We start from the raw sequence: 15,321 nt of genomic DNA, 5'->3' as shown, positions 1-15,321 counted from the left end.
CGATGGATGATTCGGTGCGCCAACCATTGCAGCACGACTCCGTGACGGTGGTTCGCTGGGAGAGGAAGCCAGGCGACAACCCCATGGTCAAGTTCATTGTTTTCAGTGCTCTGGGCCTGGTCCCAGGTCTTGCCCTGGCCTTCATGCCAGGCTTGGGAGGCTTGGGTGCGACGACCCTCTTCACTGCGCTTTTCGCCACTATCCTCACCATCCCGGCGATCGCTGGTCAGCGGAGCTTCATGCTGGGGCTCACCAAGAGAGTGAACGACACCATCGTCGAGGTGACGGGTAGCTCCCGCGACAGGCTTTCTGTGAAGCAACTCCGCCGATTGATTGCCAGCGGCGAGCCTCTTCCGCTCAGAGTCAGCGGGCTTCCCGGGTTGCGGCTTCACGCCAAGCGACTTCTCGCGGTTGAGGCCGACGCTCCCCAAAAGTGGGCTGTCAAGATCTCGGCAGTCCCGCAAGGGGAGGGAGTTGCCAGCTTTGACCGTTTATTGTCGGCGGCGTTGTCCGCCCGGTCGGAGGGTCCCAGCACCAGCTAGTACTCCACGGCTCCTCCCCCGGATCAGACCCCGGCGTCGGCGGTGACGCGCTCGCCGTTGAAGTACTCAAGCTCCCAGCCGTCCGTCACGTGGTGATGGGCCAAGTTCAAGACAGCGTTGTGGACACTGTCCAAGGTGCGACCGATGGCACGGTTGAGCGTCAGCCGAATCAAGGTGCCGTGAGCAACCACCAGGACACGCTTGCCGGCAAACTCTGCGGCCAGTTCCTCGAGCGCTCCCAAGCCTCGGCTGGCGGCGTCGTCATCGCTCTCGCCGCCACGGAATCCACCCGGAATGCGCAGGGCCTCCAGCTCGGGGCCCGCCTGCAGTCCCTCGGCAGGTCCAAAGCTGCGTTCGGTCAGCTCCGGAACGAGCCGCGCGACCTTGAGTCCCAGCCCCTCGGCAATGATCTCGGCGGTCTCAGCGGCACGGCCCAACGGCGAGGAGACTACAGCGTCCCATGAGCGATCCGACAAGAAGGCGACGGCGTCGCGCGCCTGTCCGCGGCCGACGTCGTTCAGTGGAATATCGGTAGAGCCCTGCAACCGGCGCTCCGCATTCCAGTCGGTCTGGCCATGGCGGACGAGGGCAAAGGTTGTAAGGGTCATGCCTCCCATTGTGCCCTGAGGCCCTGCCGGACCGCAGTTCCGTGCGTCACGTGAGGAAAGGCCCGACGCCGGGACGTCGGTTAGTCCTTTTCGTAGACGGTTCGCCCGCCCACCACCGTTCGCACAACCTTCGCAGCCAGGAGTGTGGCCGCGTTGCCGGCGAAGACATCGGTGTCCAGGACAACGAAGTCCGCATACAGGCCGGCTGCAAGCCGTCCGATCGCATGCTCGGCGCCGCAGGTCCACGCAGAATCCCGCGTTGCATGCTCGATCGAATCGGCCAGTGGCAGCGCGAAGTCAGGCACGTTGGTTCCGGCGGACGCGTCCAAGGCAGAGGCACGCGTGGTGGCCACATACATATTGGGCAACGGTGCGTGCGGGGACGTGGGGGAGTCGGTGCCGAAAGCAAGGCAGGCGCCGGCCTCCTTGATCCACGGCCATGGGAAACCGCGCTCCACCCGCTCGTCACCCAGTTTGGCGGCCCAGTTCTCGCTGATGGCGGGATCGGCGTGGACAGGTTGCATGCTGGCGGTGATCCCCAGCGCGGCGAGGCGATCGACGTCGGCCCTGTCCACCAACTCAAGGTGCTCGATCCTGTGACGGCGTTCGCGGGGGCCGTTCGCCGCCACGGCGTGTTCCACGGCGCCGATCGCTATCCGCACCGATTCATCCCCAATGGCGTGCATCGCAACCTTGAGGCCAGCGGCATCCGCCGCCGCCACCACCGGCGCCAGCTCGTCAAGGCTCCAGATCGGCTCGGCGTTTGACCCGTCGGCGTACGGCATTCCCAGGGTGGCGGTGCAGCCGTCGATGGTGCCGTCGATGATCACCTTGATACCCACCACCCGAAGGAACGGTGTTTCATGCTCGACGGCGAGCGCAGCCGCCCGCTGGACCTGGGCGATGTTGTCCTCCACAGAGCCGGTGTTGTTAACCCGCCAGTAAGCGATGAGTCGGCTGGTCAGCGTGCCGTCCTTATCTGCCCGTTTGAAGGCGTCGAGGTCCGTCTCGTTGAAGCCCATGTCGCACGCGGCGGTGACCCCGGTTTCGCGGTAGGCCTGCTGGACTGCGGCGATGCTGGCCGAGTGCTCATTCTCGCTGACCTGGGAGTCCAGGAAGGGGAGCACCAGATCGTAGAAGGCGTTCTCGTCGATGTAGCCCGTGGCATGCCCGTCGGCGTTGCGTTTGATAGTGCCGCCGTGGGGGTTCTCTGTGGCGTCGGTGATCCCGAGTTCAGTGAGCGCCGCGGAGTTCACCCACACCGAGTGGAAGTCGTAGGCGAAGGCATAAACGGGTTTGTCCGGGACCACGGCATCCAGCATGCCGGCGTTCGGGACGCCGCCAGGTATTGCTCCGTGAAGCCACCCGGTGGCCAGGATCCGGTGGGCATCCGGTCGTTCGGTATCCCGCGCCTTGATGCGTTGCTGGATGTCTTGCACGGACTTGGCGCCCCACAGGCTGACCTGTCCCAAGGCTTCGCCGGTGCCCACCACGTGGGCGTGGCCGTCAACGAACCCGGGGACTACCAAACGGCCCTCGAGGTCCGTGACCGCGGCGTCCGGTCGCAACCGCGCCGCTGTGCCTGCGTCCCCTACGTAGAGAAGGCGGTCATCCTGGACAATCATGGCCTCCGCCCAGCGGCGGGTATCAGAGGTGAAGATGCGGGCATTGGTGTAGAGCTGGGTGGTCACGCTGCGTTTTCCTTGCTTTCTGTTCCTACGGTGTTTGCGTCGTATTGGGCGCCGTGGTCAGCGGTGATGTGATCCACTGCATGGCTGACATCGAGGAGTAACTGGTTGTCGAGTTCATGGAAGTGGTCGCTGTCCGGTTCCGGCCACGTGGACAGCTTCACGATCACGGTATCGGTGGTGGGATCCAGCCAAAGGTACTGGCCGTGGATGCCAATGCCGGTGACGTTGCCGCGCTCGTTTCCCGTGCACCACCACTGCCTCGTGTAAGAGCCGCCGGGGTGGAGCGCTGTGTAGGAGGAGTCGGCCATGGCGTGGGGGTCCCCGCCGTCGAGGATGTTGCGGACCCACCCCGCGGACACCACCCTCCCGCCTGGACCTTTGCCGCCGTCGAGCATCAGCCGGCCCACGCGGGCGAGGTCGCGGGCGGTGCAGGAGACCCCGCCGTTCGCGAAGCCGAAGCCTGCGGGATCGACGGTGATGGTGGCGTCCCGGCCAGCATCGAGCTTGGACCACAGATACTTGGAGAGCGCGTCCGAGTAGCGCAGCCCCGTAACCCGCTCAATGATCCATGCCAGGACGTCGGTGTTGGCCGAGCAGTACTGGAACGAACCCACTGTGCCGTTACCCGTGAGCGTAGTGAGGAAGGCGTACGTGTCCGCAGGGTCGGCGCTTTGCCGGGTGCGCCAGCCGGAGGACCGGTCGTGGGTCTGGACTTCGGAGGACGGATCCATATAGTCCTCGCTGTAGTCGAGGTGGATCGCCATATCCAGGACGTGCTGCACTGTGGGTCCATCGTAGGCCGACCCTGCGAGTTCGGGGACGTAGTCGACCACGCGGGCGGATGTCACGATGTCTCCTGAGCCCACCAAAGCCCCCACCACCAGTCCGCACATGGATTTGGAAACGCTCATGACCAGGTGAAGGTCATCCGGAGCGAAGCCGGGGCGGTAGTACTCCGCGATCACCTCGTTGCGGTGCAGGACCAGGAAAGCATCGGTGTAGCTCGCTTCCAGCCGTTGTGCCAGGGCGGGCAATTCAAGGGCGTCCAACCGCTCGGTAGCCCTAACAGGGGTGGCCGGGAAGCGGCGGGTGATGGCCGCCGTCGGAACTATTTCCCCCAGGTGCGCGAACGTCCATCGGTTGTGCGGTCCCACCTGCCAGGTATCGAGGGTTGGTTGCTCGGCGGCGCCGGGGTAGCGGGCGGGGTGGGCGCCTGTGGTGGGGGACGTCATGCGCGGGCTCCTTCGATGGAGGGGATGGCGGTAGGGCGGCGCTTCGCGGCCAGGCGTGTCAGGGCGATGTACACCCCGGCGGTAGTCACCACGGATACCGGCACCGAGAGGTCCAGGTTGCCCATGGCCGCTGCGATGGGGCCTGTCCACACGGCGTTGGTGAGGAACAGGGACGCCACAGCCGCGCCCACAACGATGGCGAGCAAACCGGGAACGTGCCAGCCGCCGGAGTACCAGAAGGGGCTGCCGGGCTTTTCGTCGAAGAGGTCCCTTCCGCTGTAGCGATTGCGCCGAAGAATGACGTCCGTGGCGAAGACCGCCATGGTGGGTCCCGAAATGAGGACCAACAGCTGGAGCATGAGGTTCACAGCTTCAAGCAAGCTGGTGGACATCACCAAATAGATGGTCAACGCCGTGCCGATGGCCCCAACTACCACCGCCGAGGGGATGCGCCGGATGGGTACGCCGATGGACTGGAACGCCATGCTGGCGGTGTAGGTGGTCATGCCGTTGAGCGAGATGGTGTTGATGATGACGCCCACCACGAAAAGGGGTCCGAGCCATGCGGGGAGCAGGGCCAGGAGCGCCGATTCGATGCCGAGGTCCATGGCGGCTGCGTCAATGCCGGTTGCGAGCAAGGCACCTACCCCTGTGAAGAACATGGCAGGAAGGGCGCCCCCGAGCGCTGTAGCCGCGATGATGTGCGAAGGCTTGGTGGACTCGGGGAGGTAGCGGGCCAGGTCCGGGCTGTTCGAGTAGGACAGGGGGCTGGAGGCCAGGATGGTAAAACCGATGGTCATCGCGGACCACAGTGGTGCACCTTCCAAGGGCGCCGGAGCGGCGTAGCCCCACTGAACGTGGGGCAGGATGAACGCGGTCACCAACAGGAAGATGCCCAACAGTACCGAAGCCACTATGGGGTAGCTGCGCAGGATCAGGCTGTGCCCGAACACCGCAACCAGGACTGTGATGGCGGCAACCACGATGGTGACGAGGACTGGAACCAGAACGGGATCCGTGAGCCCCAGCTGGCCCAGGAGCTCGGCGCCCATGAAGGAGGATGCCAGCCAGTTGAGCGCCAGGAAGACTGCGGAGATGAACCAGCCGAAGAAGGCCACCACCAGCCTGTTCCCGCGGATTCCGTAGATGGCGCGGGTGATGACGGAGCCTGACGTGCCTGCGGCAGGACCACTGGTTGCGACGATGCCGGTGAGGATCCAAGGGAGGCTGCCGGCGATGATCACGAGGAAGGCCTGCCAGAGTTCCATGCCGAGCAGGATCAGGGAGGCGCCCACCGTGAAGTTCAGGACGCTGACGTTGGGGGCGGCCCAGACCGGGAAGAGGTCCCTGGCCCGGCCGTGCCGTTCGGAGGTTTCGATGAGTTCGATGCCGCGGGTTTCGGGATGGGCAAGGGGTTCGGGGTAACTGACCGCGTCAGTCATAGGGGGGTGGGACAACGTTGTTCCTCTCGGGCAAGGATCGGTTCGCACCGTTGGGAACCGATCCAATGACGCTATTGGTCGCCTGACCAATGTGCTATTGGTCACCAATCCAATAGACTGTGGGGCATGGTGTCAAGCCCCACATCGCAACGCGTCCGAAAATTACCTGACGAGCGCCGTGCCGAGATCCTGGCCGAAGCCGCTTCGATTGCGCTGAATGAGGGCTTGGAGCGGATTACCCTCCGCGCCGTGGCCGAGCGCCTGGGCGTGCGGCCCGGGCTGATCAGTCACTACTATCCCGCCGCCGAAGACCTGGTGATCGCCGCCTTCGTCCGCGCTGTTTCGGAAGAGCGGGAGGAGTTGTTCCCCGACGTCGGCACTCCCCTCGAGCGCATGGCGCACCTTGTCTTGCGCATCGAAGGCCAAGGTGCCTTCGAACTCACCCGGCTGTGGCTCAACGCCCGGCATCTGTGCCGGTTCACACCTGCCCTCGTGGAAGCTCTCTTGGCGCAGGAGCACTTGGATCGGACCAGGCTGACCGCCCTGATCGAGGATGGCGTGAGGTCCGGGGACTTCGTGGTGGAGGACCCCTTCGCCGCCTGCATTCGGATCTGGGTAGCCATTGACGGCGTGGGTTCGTACGTCAACAACGCCGAGGCCTTCGATTATGAGGCGTTCACTCGGTTCGTCACGGACGTGGCCGAATGGTCCCTGGGGGTACCTGCGGGACAACTTCGCGCGGCCGTGGACCGGCTGCATAGCGCCTGATTCAGTTGTCCATGAATCGCCACGTTGCCCTTGTGGGTGGTTAATAAGTATCCTGATGACTTATCTGGTGTAACCGGATGATGCTGTTTGGGCTTTGAGCCTGGGCCGCCAGGGGCTGAAGCAGTCGGCCGCGCGGCCATCGTGGAAGTTTGATTGACGGCATTGCTTGGTGACGTCGGACGGTGGATTGGTCCGGGGTATCCAGGTGGGCCTGAAGGGCGTGACCATTCGTGGGCAACAATGAAGAGGCCGTGGACTCCCGCGTCCCCGATTCCATCGACGACACCTTGGACGGCCGATACCAGATGGGCCCTGTCCTGGGCCGCGGCGCCATGTCCACGGTCTACCGGGCAACGGACCTGCTGCTCGGCCGTGAGGTGGCCATCAAGATCTTCCTCCCGGGTTCGGGCGACGACTCCTTCCGTGGACGCCAGGAAACCGAAATGCGGCTTCTGGCAGGGTTTGACCACCCTGGACTCGTTGCTGCCTTTGACGCGGGCGTCGATACCCGAAACGACGAAGAACGTGCCTTCCTGGTCATGGAACTCGCCGAGGGCCATGACTTGCGCGCCGTGCTGTCCGACGGTCCCCTCACCCTGCCGGAAACAGTGCGCATCGGCAGCCGGATAGCCGGGGCGCTGTCCCAAGTACATGAGCACGGTGTCATCCATCGCGACATCAAGCCCGCCAACATCCTGGTATCCGACGACGGCGAACTCGCCGAATCCGTGAAGTTGGCGGACTTCGGGGTCGCCTTGGTCATGGATGACAACCGCCTCACCGCCACGGGGTTCACTGTGGGAACGGCCCAATACCTCAGCCCGGAGCAGGCCCAGGGCCTGCACCTGACTCCGGCCAGCGACATCTATTCGCTGGGCCTGGTGCTGCTGGAGTGCCTGACCGGGAGGGCGGAATACCCGGGGACTCCCATCGAGACCGCCGCTGCCCGCCTGCACCGCGCTCCGGAGATTCCCCTGGAGCTCCCCGCGCCGCTGCGTACCCTTTTGGAGACCATGACGGACATGGACCCCGAAAAGCGTCCGAGTGCCCAAGACGTTGAGCTGGCGCTCGCCGAAGAAAAAATCCAATCGGGCCGGCGGACCGCGGTGTTGCCGCCGGTGCCGTCGCGGCCACCTTTCCGCACGCCAACCCGAAAGCAGGCCGCGATCAGCGGACTCCGGACCGTCGGCAAGAGGCGTCCCAAGACTGTCCGGGCAGTCGCCGCTGCGGCCGTGACTGTGCCGCTGGCTCTGATCTTCCTCACCCAGGGAATTGCGCCATCGGGCAACACCGCGGATCCCACCCAACCTGCAGATTCCGGGATATCCCAGGCGGAGCCCCAGCCAAGTTCGCCGGCTCTGCCAGTGGCCCCCGTGGCACCGGCGCCGGCACCTGCCGAAGCTGTGCCCGCCGAGGTGGTCAATCTTCCCGAGACACCGCAAACGGATCCCGTTCCCGTGGTCGAGGCGCCCGCCCCCGTGGTGGTGCCAGGCAAGGACCTTGCCGAGAAAAAGAGCGACGGCAAGAGCGAGAAGAAGCCTGAAAAGGCCAAGGGCAAGGGCGAGGACAAGTAGCCCCGGCTCGGGGAAGAGACGTACGACGGCGACCTGCCGCCGTCGTAACTTAACCTCCGGCCGTTCAGCGGCCGGGAACGCAACCCCCCGCGGCGCCTCGGCACTTGTAGGTGGCTCCCGGCATCAGGTCGATCCCCGCGAAAAGCTGCGGGAGGGTCACCAAGTAATAGCCCCTGCCTTTGAGCTGGGTGATGAGTTCGGCCTGGCCGTCGACGGTGGACGCGTGGACGTCGTGTTGCAGGATGATCGATCCAGGCTTGACCAAGCCCATGATCCGGGGGATGAACACAGCCTTGTTCCTGGACTGCCAATCAAGGGAGTCCACATCCCAGGTGACCTGCGGCAGGCCCACGGAGGCGGCAACTGTTGCGTTGGTTGCACCGTACGGCGGTCTCAGGAATACCGGCACCACACCCGTTGCTTTTTCGATGGCAGCCTGGGCTCCCTGGACCTCCCTTTCGATGCCTGACGCCGGAAGCTTGGTGAGGTACGGGTGGCTCATGGTGTGGTTGGCGATGCTGTGGCCCGCTGCCGCCACGGATTGTGCCACCGCCGGATTGGCCCTGACGTAGCCGCCCTGCTGGAAGAACGTGGCATACACCTTGTGCTTGTCCAGGATGGTGAGGAGCCGGGTGGTTTGGGCATTCGGCCCGTCGTCGTAGGTCAGGGCAACACACGGGACGAGGTCGCAGTTGATGTGCGCCGCGCCGTCAGGGGTGCGCTGTGGGGCGTTGAACGGTGTTCCCGCGGTGACTGCGTTGCGAAGCACTTGGCCGGCGGGTGAGATGACGTTGTCCGTGGTTTGGGCACTGAGCTCCACAGTGAGCGGACTGGTCAAGGCGACGCCTGTGCCGGGGTCTTGGTGGATGGTCACGCTGAGATTACCGGTTGTGGTCAACGCGACGGCGGTGAGCAGCTCGGCATCGGGCAGCGGACCTGTGGGCAGTGAACCTGTGGGCAGTGAACCGGGGGTCGGGGCACGGGTCTCGGAACGGAAGATGTCCCCAAGGATTGTCCGCAGGGTTCCTGTCATGGCCGGGCTGATCAAGGCTGCGCTGTCAGTGACCGCCCCAGTGCTGAGGTCCTGGTAGCTGATCTGGTCCCTCCACGCAGTCCGGACACCGTTGGCCATTGTTGTCTGCACCCATCGGGAGCCCACCACGTTTCCCGTGGCCAGGATGATTTCATGCGTGACCGACACTCCGTCGGACAACAGCGCACCAGGGGTGGCTGACAGGGCCGCTGGTTGATGGCGGCCGCTGGCCCGGGCATCGAAAATGCCGAGCAGCCGTGCATCCAGGTCCCTGTTAAAGGACTCTGCGCCGCTGAGATACTGCCACGTCGCCACCGTGGGCGATTGTCCTGCCGTGCGCGTCGTCATGGCCTCAGTGGACGGAGTCCCCAGCGCGATCTTCGACGGTGCGGCGCCGATGACCGCGACAGCTGGTGGTGCCGGTGCCGGCGGCGTTGCGATCGGGACACAGCCCGCCAGGAACAGCACGATGACCACGAGTGGGATCGCGATGAGTGAGCGGACGGGGGCGGGCCGCTTCACGGTTTCCTCTACAAGAAATGTGAGGTCGTCATGCCTCGAATGATGACAGGCGCAATGGCAAGGAACCGGGAGACACTCCGGACGGTCTAGAGCCCCGCGGGAAAGCTGACGGCCACTGTTGTTCCGCCGCCGGGGGTCTCAGCCAGTGTGAGGTCGCCGCCGTGTGCTTTGGCGATGCTCCTGCACGTTGCCAGTCCGAGGCCCGTGCCCGGGCCATCACCTTGCCGCCGCAGGCGTACCAAGGGCTCGAGGCATTTGGCCCGGTCTTCCGGGTTGATGCCCTTGCCGTTGTCCGCGATGAAAATCGTGGCGCCGTGGTAGTTGGAAACCCCACTTATGCGGACGCGGAGGTCGCGTTCGGGACTGCGGTAGTTCATGGCGTTGGAGAGCAGGTTCTGCAGGAGCGTACGGACTTGTCCACGGTCCGCGCGGACCGTGAGATCTTCGACGTCGACTATCCCGTCATTCTCAATTCCCAGGTCACCTGCAACTTCCTCGGTGACCTCTCGCAGAGACACATGCTCCGGCTGTATGCCGCCGCCCACCCGGGAGTAGCTGAGGACGTCCTCCAGCATTCCGAGCATCCGCCGGCCGCTGGCACCAATGCGGTCCAGGTAGTTGGCGGCCGTGCTGCCAGGCTCGACATCGGGATCGTCTTCCACCAACTCGACGTAGCCGAGGATGGTGGTCAAGGGAATGCGGAGATCGTGGCTGACGCGGCCAGCGAAACCGGCGAGCTTGGCGTTGCTGTCTTTGAGCTCGGCATAGGTGCGGTCCAGCTGGACCGTGCGATGCTGCAGTTCCAAGAGTTCCACCACTTGCTTGGCAAGGACTTCAAGCATGCTGATTTGTTCGGGGCGCAATTCTTTCGTCTTATCCGAGAAGACGCAGAGGGTTCCTGGCACAAAGCCCGATTCCGTTTGCAACGGGACAGACGCATAAAAGCGGACTTTGCCGATTTCCCCCGTGACAAAAGGGTTGTCCGCGAAACGCGGATCCTGGGACGCGTCGCTGACGACTGTCCGCTCGCGGGAGAGGAAGACCTTGGCGCACATGGAGTCTTCTCGCGAGCAGACTCCGGGTTCCACACCCCACGCGCCAATTTGGTGCTGGTATTCCGCGCTGATGATGTTGACCACGCCGTAAGGAGCGCCGCACAACTCGGTGGCCAAGCGAACAAGGTTTTGCAGGGCGCTCATGACAGCCGTATTGGGAAGGAGCGTGGAATCGACTGCAGGATCCAAACCATATTCCTGTAATTCCAGGTCCCGGCTTACGTCGTCGGTAAAAGCGAGCTGACCTTGTGCGCGCGTCATTAAACAATTCCCCCAAGCGTCTTTAGGATTCCCTGCCGATACTACCGGGCTGTGGGATGCAGTGGTTTACTGGGACGCATGACTGAGCAGGAACCGGCTTCTGCCGTGGATTCCGACGCCATCGACCTGTCCGTACGCACTCCGGCGCAGCGATCCCGAACCTTCACCGGGATCCTGGTCAACACGGCCTTGGCCAATATCACCACCAGCTACCTCTGGTACGCCTTGACCTTTTGGGTGTACTTGGAGACGCGCAACGTGATTGCCACAGGGGTTATCGGCGGCGCGTACATGCTGCTGATTGCCCTCTCCAGCATTAGTTTCGGCACGCTCGTGGACCGCCACCGCAAGCTGGCGGTGATGCGCTTCGCCGCAGTGTTCACCTTGGTGATGTTCGTCCTCGCCGGAGTCATGTTCCTCCTGACCCCGGTAGAGGCTTTGCTCGACCTGACGCAGCCCTGGTTCTGGATCTTCACCATGATCATCCTGATCGGCGCGGTGGTGGAGAACATGCGCAACATCGCCCTTTCCACCACGGTCACCATTCTGATTGAGCCCGACCGTCGGGCGAATGCCAACGGATTGGTGGGCATGGTGCAGGGACTGATGTTCCTGGTGACTTCCGTCCTGTCCGGGCTGTCCGTGGGAATGCTGGGCATGGGGTGGACCGTGGTGGTGGCTTTGGTCCTCACCGCGTTGGCCTTCGCACACCTGCTCACTCTGCGCTTGCCCGAGGAAGTGCGGGCAGCGGCCTCGGATGCGCAGGGCGGATTCGACCTGCGTGGGTCTTGGGCGGCTGTGATGGCAATATCCGGCCTGTTCGCCTTGATCCTCTTTTCCACGTTCAACAACTTCATCGGCGGCGTCTACATGGCGTTGATGGACCCTTACGGCCTGGAGATGTTCTCCGTGGAGATCTGGGGGACCGTCTTCGCGGTAGGCGCCACAGGTTTCATCGTGGGCGGAGCGCTGATCGGGAAGTTCGGGCTTGGGCCCAACCCCTTGCGGACCATGCTGATCGCCGTCGCTTTGATGGGAGTCCTCGGCGCGGTTTTCACCCTGCGCGAGTGGGCGTGGCTCTACATCGCGGGCATCTGGTTCTACATGGCACTTGTTCCCGTGGTGGAGGCTGCCGAGCAGACCGTTATCCAGAAAGTTGTTCCGCTCCCGCGCCAGGGCAGGGTCTTTGGTTTCGCCATGGCCTTCGAATCGGCGGCAGCGCCCATAACCGCATTCCTGATTGCACCAATCGCCCAGTTCTGGATCATCCCGTATGCCCGGTCGTCCGAAGGTGCCGCCCAGCTTGAACCGTTGCTGGGCGAGGGAATCTCCCGCGGCATCGCGCTGGTGTTCCTGGTGGCCGGACTCATCATGATCGCGGTGGCACTCATCGCTTTCCTCACACCGGTCTACCGCCGAGTGTCGGCATCGTATGCACAGGCCGGGGTGGAGGAACCGGAAAGTGAAAACGCGGACACGTCGTCCACCAGCTGATCGGACACCAAAGATCACTCATTTCGGAGGAGACGGGAGGTCGCCGGCGGGCGCAGGGTGGAGACAGCCCGTGGTACAACGGACACTTCGGACAGCCCAGGAGAGATGGAGAGTTCTATGGCTCAGACGGACTCCGACGATTACGTCATCCGATTCGAGGCGGACTCCGTCATGTCCTTGGCCTGGAAACCCGGTGTCCGCATTGGTGCCGACAATGCCCGGGCAGCGGTAGACGCAGTGAATGAAATCGCCGCCGGACGCCGATACCCCCTGCTGGTGACCATGGCCGATGCCGGCCACCTCAGCCGTGGAGCCCGGGACGTCTTCGTTGAACCCTGCGCGGCCTCCAAGATCGCGTTGCTGGGAAGAAACCCCGTAGACCGGATGCTCGCCGACTATCAACTGGCTGTCCAGGAACCGCCGTGCCCTACTCGTTTTTTCACCTCTGAAGACGAAGCGATGGTGTGGCTCACGGCCCCGTCTGAGGCGGCCACCGATGGTCCGAAGGGGCGTGCTGGCTCCCTGGGAGGAACCACGCCGTGAGCCAACCGACGGTGGGGCGAACAGCTGGCACGACGACTGTCCCCAGCAGGCCACGCCAGCGTGAGGTGGCAACCGAGTCCGAGGCGCTTGTGGCCGCTGCCTCGGCTGCGGTGGTTGCAGGCCTGGCAGCATTGCTCATCTTCTTCGGCCGCACCCCGCCGCTGTGGGGAGGCGCCTCCCTGGGGTTGGTGACGGCCGGGGCAGTCCTGGTGCTCGGGCTGGCGGCAGCATTCGTTGGCTACTGGCGTTCGCGTTACCTTCCGGACCAGAGCTGGCGGCTCAGCCTTCCGCCGTGGAAGTTCATCGTGGACGCAACAACAGTAGCCCTGGTTCACGCCCTGATCTCGGCCATCGCAACAGTAGCCACTTTCCTTTTGCTGCAGCGAAGTTTTCAGGGCCTCACCGTGGACATCTACGCGGCCACAGTGGGAATGGCAGTTGCCTGCGGACTGGCGGTGTATTGGATCTATCTCTCAGTGGCTGACATCAATACCCGGAAGTTGTCCGGCCTCCTGGTTCTCTTCATGGTGATGAGCACGGTGGCCAGCATGGCTACCTCGCAGGACCCGAAATGGTGGGAGTACCACTTCAGCCAGCTCGGCACCCTGGGCGGCGCATCCAGCGGCCTGTTCAATCTGTCGCTGATCGTTGCCGGCTTCTTCATCACCACGTTCGCCGTGTACCTCCACCGCGACCTGAGGTCCCTCATCGAGCGAAACGTGTTGGTGCACCGGTGGAGTGCCGGCCTGTGCTCGGGTGCGTTTGTGGCAATGGGGCTGCTCCTCGCGGGGGTGGGCGTGGTGCCGCTCTCCGTCAGTTTCCTGATCCACACCCTGTTCGCTTCCGGAATGGCCGTTGTCTTCATCCTCCTGCTCCTTGCCTCTCCCTTCGTTTTGCGAGGGCTTCCGCGCCGCTTCTTCTTCCTTTGCAGCGCTTTCCTGGCAGCCCTCATCGTGTCGCTTCTGCTGTTCTTCCCGGTGGGCTACTTCAACCTGACTGCCTTTGAACTCATCGCCTTCGTGATCATCTATGGCTGGATCGCCGTCTTTATCCGCCTGCTTGATGCCCTGGCTGTCGGTACCGCTGATGGCTGACGGCCAGCTCAGGTCGGAGGGACGGGCCCTGCGCTTTTCGTTGTGGGCCTCTGCCGTGGTCGCCGCCGGAGCGCTGATCCTGGGGATTGCCAGCGGGACCAGGATCATCGTGTTCGACGGCGCGTACATGGGAATCGGTTTGGTGCTGTCGGCGATCTCGTTGAAGGCATCCTCCGCCTCCGCGGCAGGGCCGACGCGACGCTTCCCCTTTGGGCGGGACGCGCTGACGCCGTTAGTGGTTCTGATACAGGGGATCGCTGTGGCGGCCACGCTGTTGGTGGCCGTGAGCGATGCCGTGGTGGTCATTCGCGACGGCGGTTCGCCGGTCAGCGCCGCCGTCATCGCCATTTATGGGGCGATCACCGCTGCCATCGGATTCGCGACTGCTTGGTGGATGCGTCGCGCGGCACCGGACTCGGACCTGGTAGGAGCTGAGATTGCGCAGTGGCGGGCGGGAGCCATCCTCAGCCTCATGATGCTCTTGGGCGCCGGCGTGGCTTTGGTTCTGCAAGGTATGGGGCTGGCGGAGGTGGCGCTCTATGTGGACCCCGTACTCGTCCTGGTCGCCTGCCTGATCCTCGCGTACATTCCCATCGGACTGATTCGGGCCGGATTGAACGAACTTCTTGAGGGAGCACCGTCCAAGGAGATCGACGCGGCCATCACTGCGGCGGTGCAGGCTGTCAGGAACGAGTTCGGGTTGGAACAGCCGCTGGTTCGATCCGGAAAAGTTGGACGGAAACTCTACGTTGAGGTGGACTTCGTGGTTGCCGGGTCGGCCTGGACTGTTGGTGAGGAAGACTCCGTCCGCCGGGCTGTGGTGGCCGCACTCGCACCTCTGGGCCTCGAGGTCTGGGCGTACGTGGCGCTCACTGCATCACCGGAGCTCTTTGAATGCAGCCGGCGGATCTATCCCTCGGCCACGAGGTATGGAATTATCGGCGAATGGACCAATATCTGTGGGTGTTGAAGCAAGATCAACTTGATTTGATTCGCGAATTGGAGCCAGCCAGGCTTGAGCTGCTCGACGAAGAGGGCCTGCTGAAACTGCATAAACGGGTGCGGCGGGCCCGCAATAAGTACACCACCAATTATCGGCGCAAAGCGGCAGATGAGGTGCTGGAAGCCGGCGCGCGCGGAGCTGCCGCCAACAAATCGGACAAAGCCCGCGCCCGTGCCTTCGTGTTCGAGGAAGCACTCTCCATGGTGAGTACGGAACTGGCCCGCGTGGCCCACCAGGCAGCGGAAGAACTCAAGGATGAGCGCTTGGAACGCGCCGCTGCCGGGAAGTCGTCCGGGCCGCAGACCTCAGGTGCCGGTGCCAAGTCCACCACAGGTCCGGGCCGCGCCCGCTCCCACCAGAAGACCACCGGTGGCGTAAAACGCGACGCTTCCAGCCGCTCGCAGGGCGCCCAGCGCCAAGCCAAGAAGGACGCAGGCTAAGCAGCCCACATCGGGGACG

The 15,321-nt window shown here is 63.9% G+C and carries 14 protein-coding genes; 8 read left to right on the top strand and 6 right to left on the bottom strand.

All coding sequences use genetic code 11. The features are described 5' to 3' along the window. Window positions 1–2 precede the first annotated feature (2 nt). Window positions 3–542, top strand: a complete 540-nt coding sequence (locus FQP90_RS17555; protein WP_144652355.1) for a hypothetical protein — start codon at window positions 3–5, stop codon at window positions 540–542. 23 nt (window positions 543–565) lie between these two features. Here FQP90_RS17555 and FQP90_RS17550 read toward each other — a convergent pair whose 3' ends face one another. The 4 genes from FQP90_RS17550 to FQP90_RS17535 form a co-directional block, all read right to left on the bottom strand. Beyond that, window positions 566–1,159 carry a histidine phosphatase family protein gene (locus tag FQP90_RS17550; RefSeq protein WP_144652354.1) on the bottom strand — a complete coding sequence of 198 codons (594 nt, stop codon included), beginning with the start codon at window positions 1,157–1,159 and terminating at the stop codon, window positions 566–568. Window positions 1,160–1,230: 71 nt separating this feature from the next. Continuing rightward, a complete protein-coding gene (locus FQP90_RS17545; RefSeq protein ID WP_144652353.1) occupies window positions 1,231–2,841 on the bottom strand; it encodes an amidohydrolase in 1,611 nt (536 codons plus the stop codon). After that, the gene (locus FQP90_RS17540) at window positions 2,838–4,073 is read right to left on the bottom strand and encodes a serine hydrolase domain-containing protein (protein WP_144652352.1); all 1,236 of its coding nucleotides are present in this window, start codon (window positions 4,071–4,073) and stop codon (window positions 2,838–2,840) included. Before FQP90_RS17540 ends, FQP90_RS17545 begins: the two co-directional genes overlap by 4 nt. Next, window positions 4,070–5,515: a purine-cytosine permease family protein gene (locus FQP90_RS17535; RefSeq protein WP_144652351.1), complete on the bottom strand. Its 1,446-nt coding sequence runs from the start codon at window positions 5,513–5,515 to the stop codon at window positions 4,070–4,072. The genes FQP90_RS17540 and FQP90_RS17535 overlap by 4 nt, the downstream gene beginning before the upstream one ends. A 126-nt stretch (window positions 5,516–5,641) precedes the next feature. On the opposite strand from FQP90_RS17535, the gene FQP90_RS17530 reads away from it, so the two are divergent. Continuing rightward, on the top strand, window positions 5,642–6,283 hold the full coding sequence (locus tag FQP90_RS17530; RefSeq protein WP_144652350.1) for a TetR/AcrR family transcriptional regulator: 642 nt from the start codon (window positions 5,642–5,644) through the stop codon (window positions 6,281–6,283). Window positions 6,284–6,513: 230 nt separating this feature from the next. Beyond that, the gene (locus tag FQP90_RS17525) at window positions 6,514–7,857 is read left to right on the top strand and encodes a serine/threonine-protein kinase (RefSeq protein WP_244296824.1); all 1,344 of its coding nucleotides are present in this window, start codon (window positions 6,514–6,516) and stop codon (window positions 7,855–7,857) included. A 64-nt stretch (window positions 7,858–7,921) separates the two neighbouring features. On the opposite strand, the gene FQP90_RS17520 is transcribed toward FQP90_RS17525, so the two are convergent. After that, window positions 7,922–9,412, bottom strand: a complete 1,491-nt coding sequence (locus FQP90_RS17520; RefSeq protein WP_244296822.1) for a polysaccharide deacetylase family protein — start codon at window positions 9,410–9,412, stop codon at window positions 7,922–7,924. 86 nt (window positions 9,413–9,498) lie between these two features. After that, window positions 9,499–10,728 carry a GAF domain-containing sensor histidine kinase gene (locus FQP90_RS17515; protein WP_144652349.1) on the bottom strand — a complete coding sequence of 410 codons (1,230 nt, stop codon included), beginning with the start codon at window positions 10,726–10,728 and terminating at the stop codon, window positions 9,499–9,501. Between the two features lie 78 nt (window positions 10,729–10,806). On the opposite strand from FQP90_RS17515, the gene FQP90_RS17510 reads away from it, so the two are divergent. The 5 genes from FQP90_RS17510 (at window position 10,807) to FQP90_RS17490 (ending at window position 15,302) form a co-directional block, all read left to right on the top strand. Then, on the top strand, window positions 10,807–12,222 hold the full coding sequence (locus FQP90_RS17510; RefSeq protein WP_144652348.1) for an MFS transporter: 1,416 nt from the start codon (window positions 10,807–10,809) through the stop codon (window positions 12,220–12,222). A 117-nt stretch (window positions 12,223–12,339) separates the two neighbouring features. Next, entirely contained in the window at window positions 12,340–12,765 is a 426-nt protein-coding gene (locus FQP90_RS17505; RefSeq protein ID WP_144652347.1) for a DUF7793 family protein, read from the top strand. Next, window positions 12,762–13,859, top strand: coding sequence for a DUF998 domain-containing protein (locus tag FQP90_RS17500; RefSeq protein ID WP_144652346.1), 1,098 nt, complete (start codon window positions 12,762–12,764; stop codon window positions 13,857–13,859). The genes FQP90_RS17505 and FQP90_RS17500 overlap by 4 nt, the downstream gene beginning before the upstream one ends. Then, window positions 13,852–14,829, top strand: coding sequence for a cation diffusion facilitator family transporter (locus tag FQP90_RS17495; RefSeq protein WP_167510514.1), 978 nt, complete (start codon window positions 13,852–13,854; stop codon window positions 14,827–14,829). Before FQP90_RS17500 ends, FQP90_RS17495 begins: the two co-directional genes overlap by 8 nt. Then, entirely contained in the window at window positions 14,823–15,302 is a 480-nt protein-coding gene (locus FQP90_RS17490; protein WP_244296821.1) for a hypothetical protein, read from the top strand. The genes FQP90_RS17495 and FQP90_RS17490 overlap by 7 nt, the downstream gene beginning before the upstream one ends. Window positions 15,303–15,321 lie beyond the last annotated feature (19 nt).

Source organism: Paenarthrobacter nitroguajacolicus, assembly GCF_007786235.1.
Lineage (GTDB): Bacteria > Actinomycetota > Actinomycetes > Actinomycetales > Micrococcaceae > Arthrobacter > Arthrobacter nitroguajacolicus_A.
Note: the sequence above shows the minus strand (reverse complement) of the source record. Positions and strands in the feature narration are given on the sequence as shown.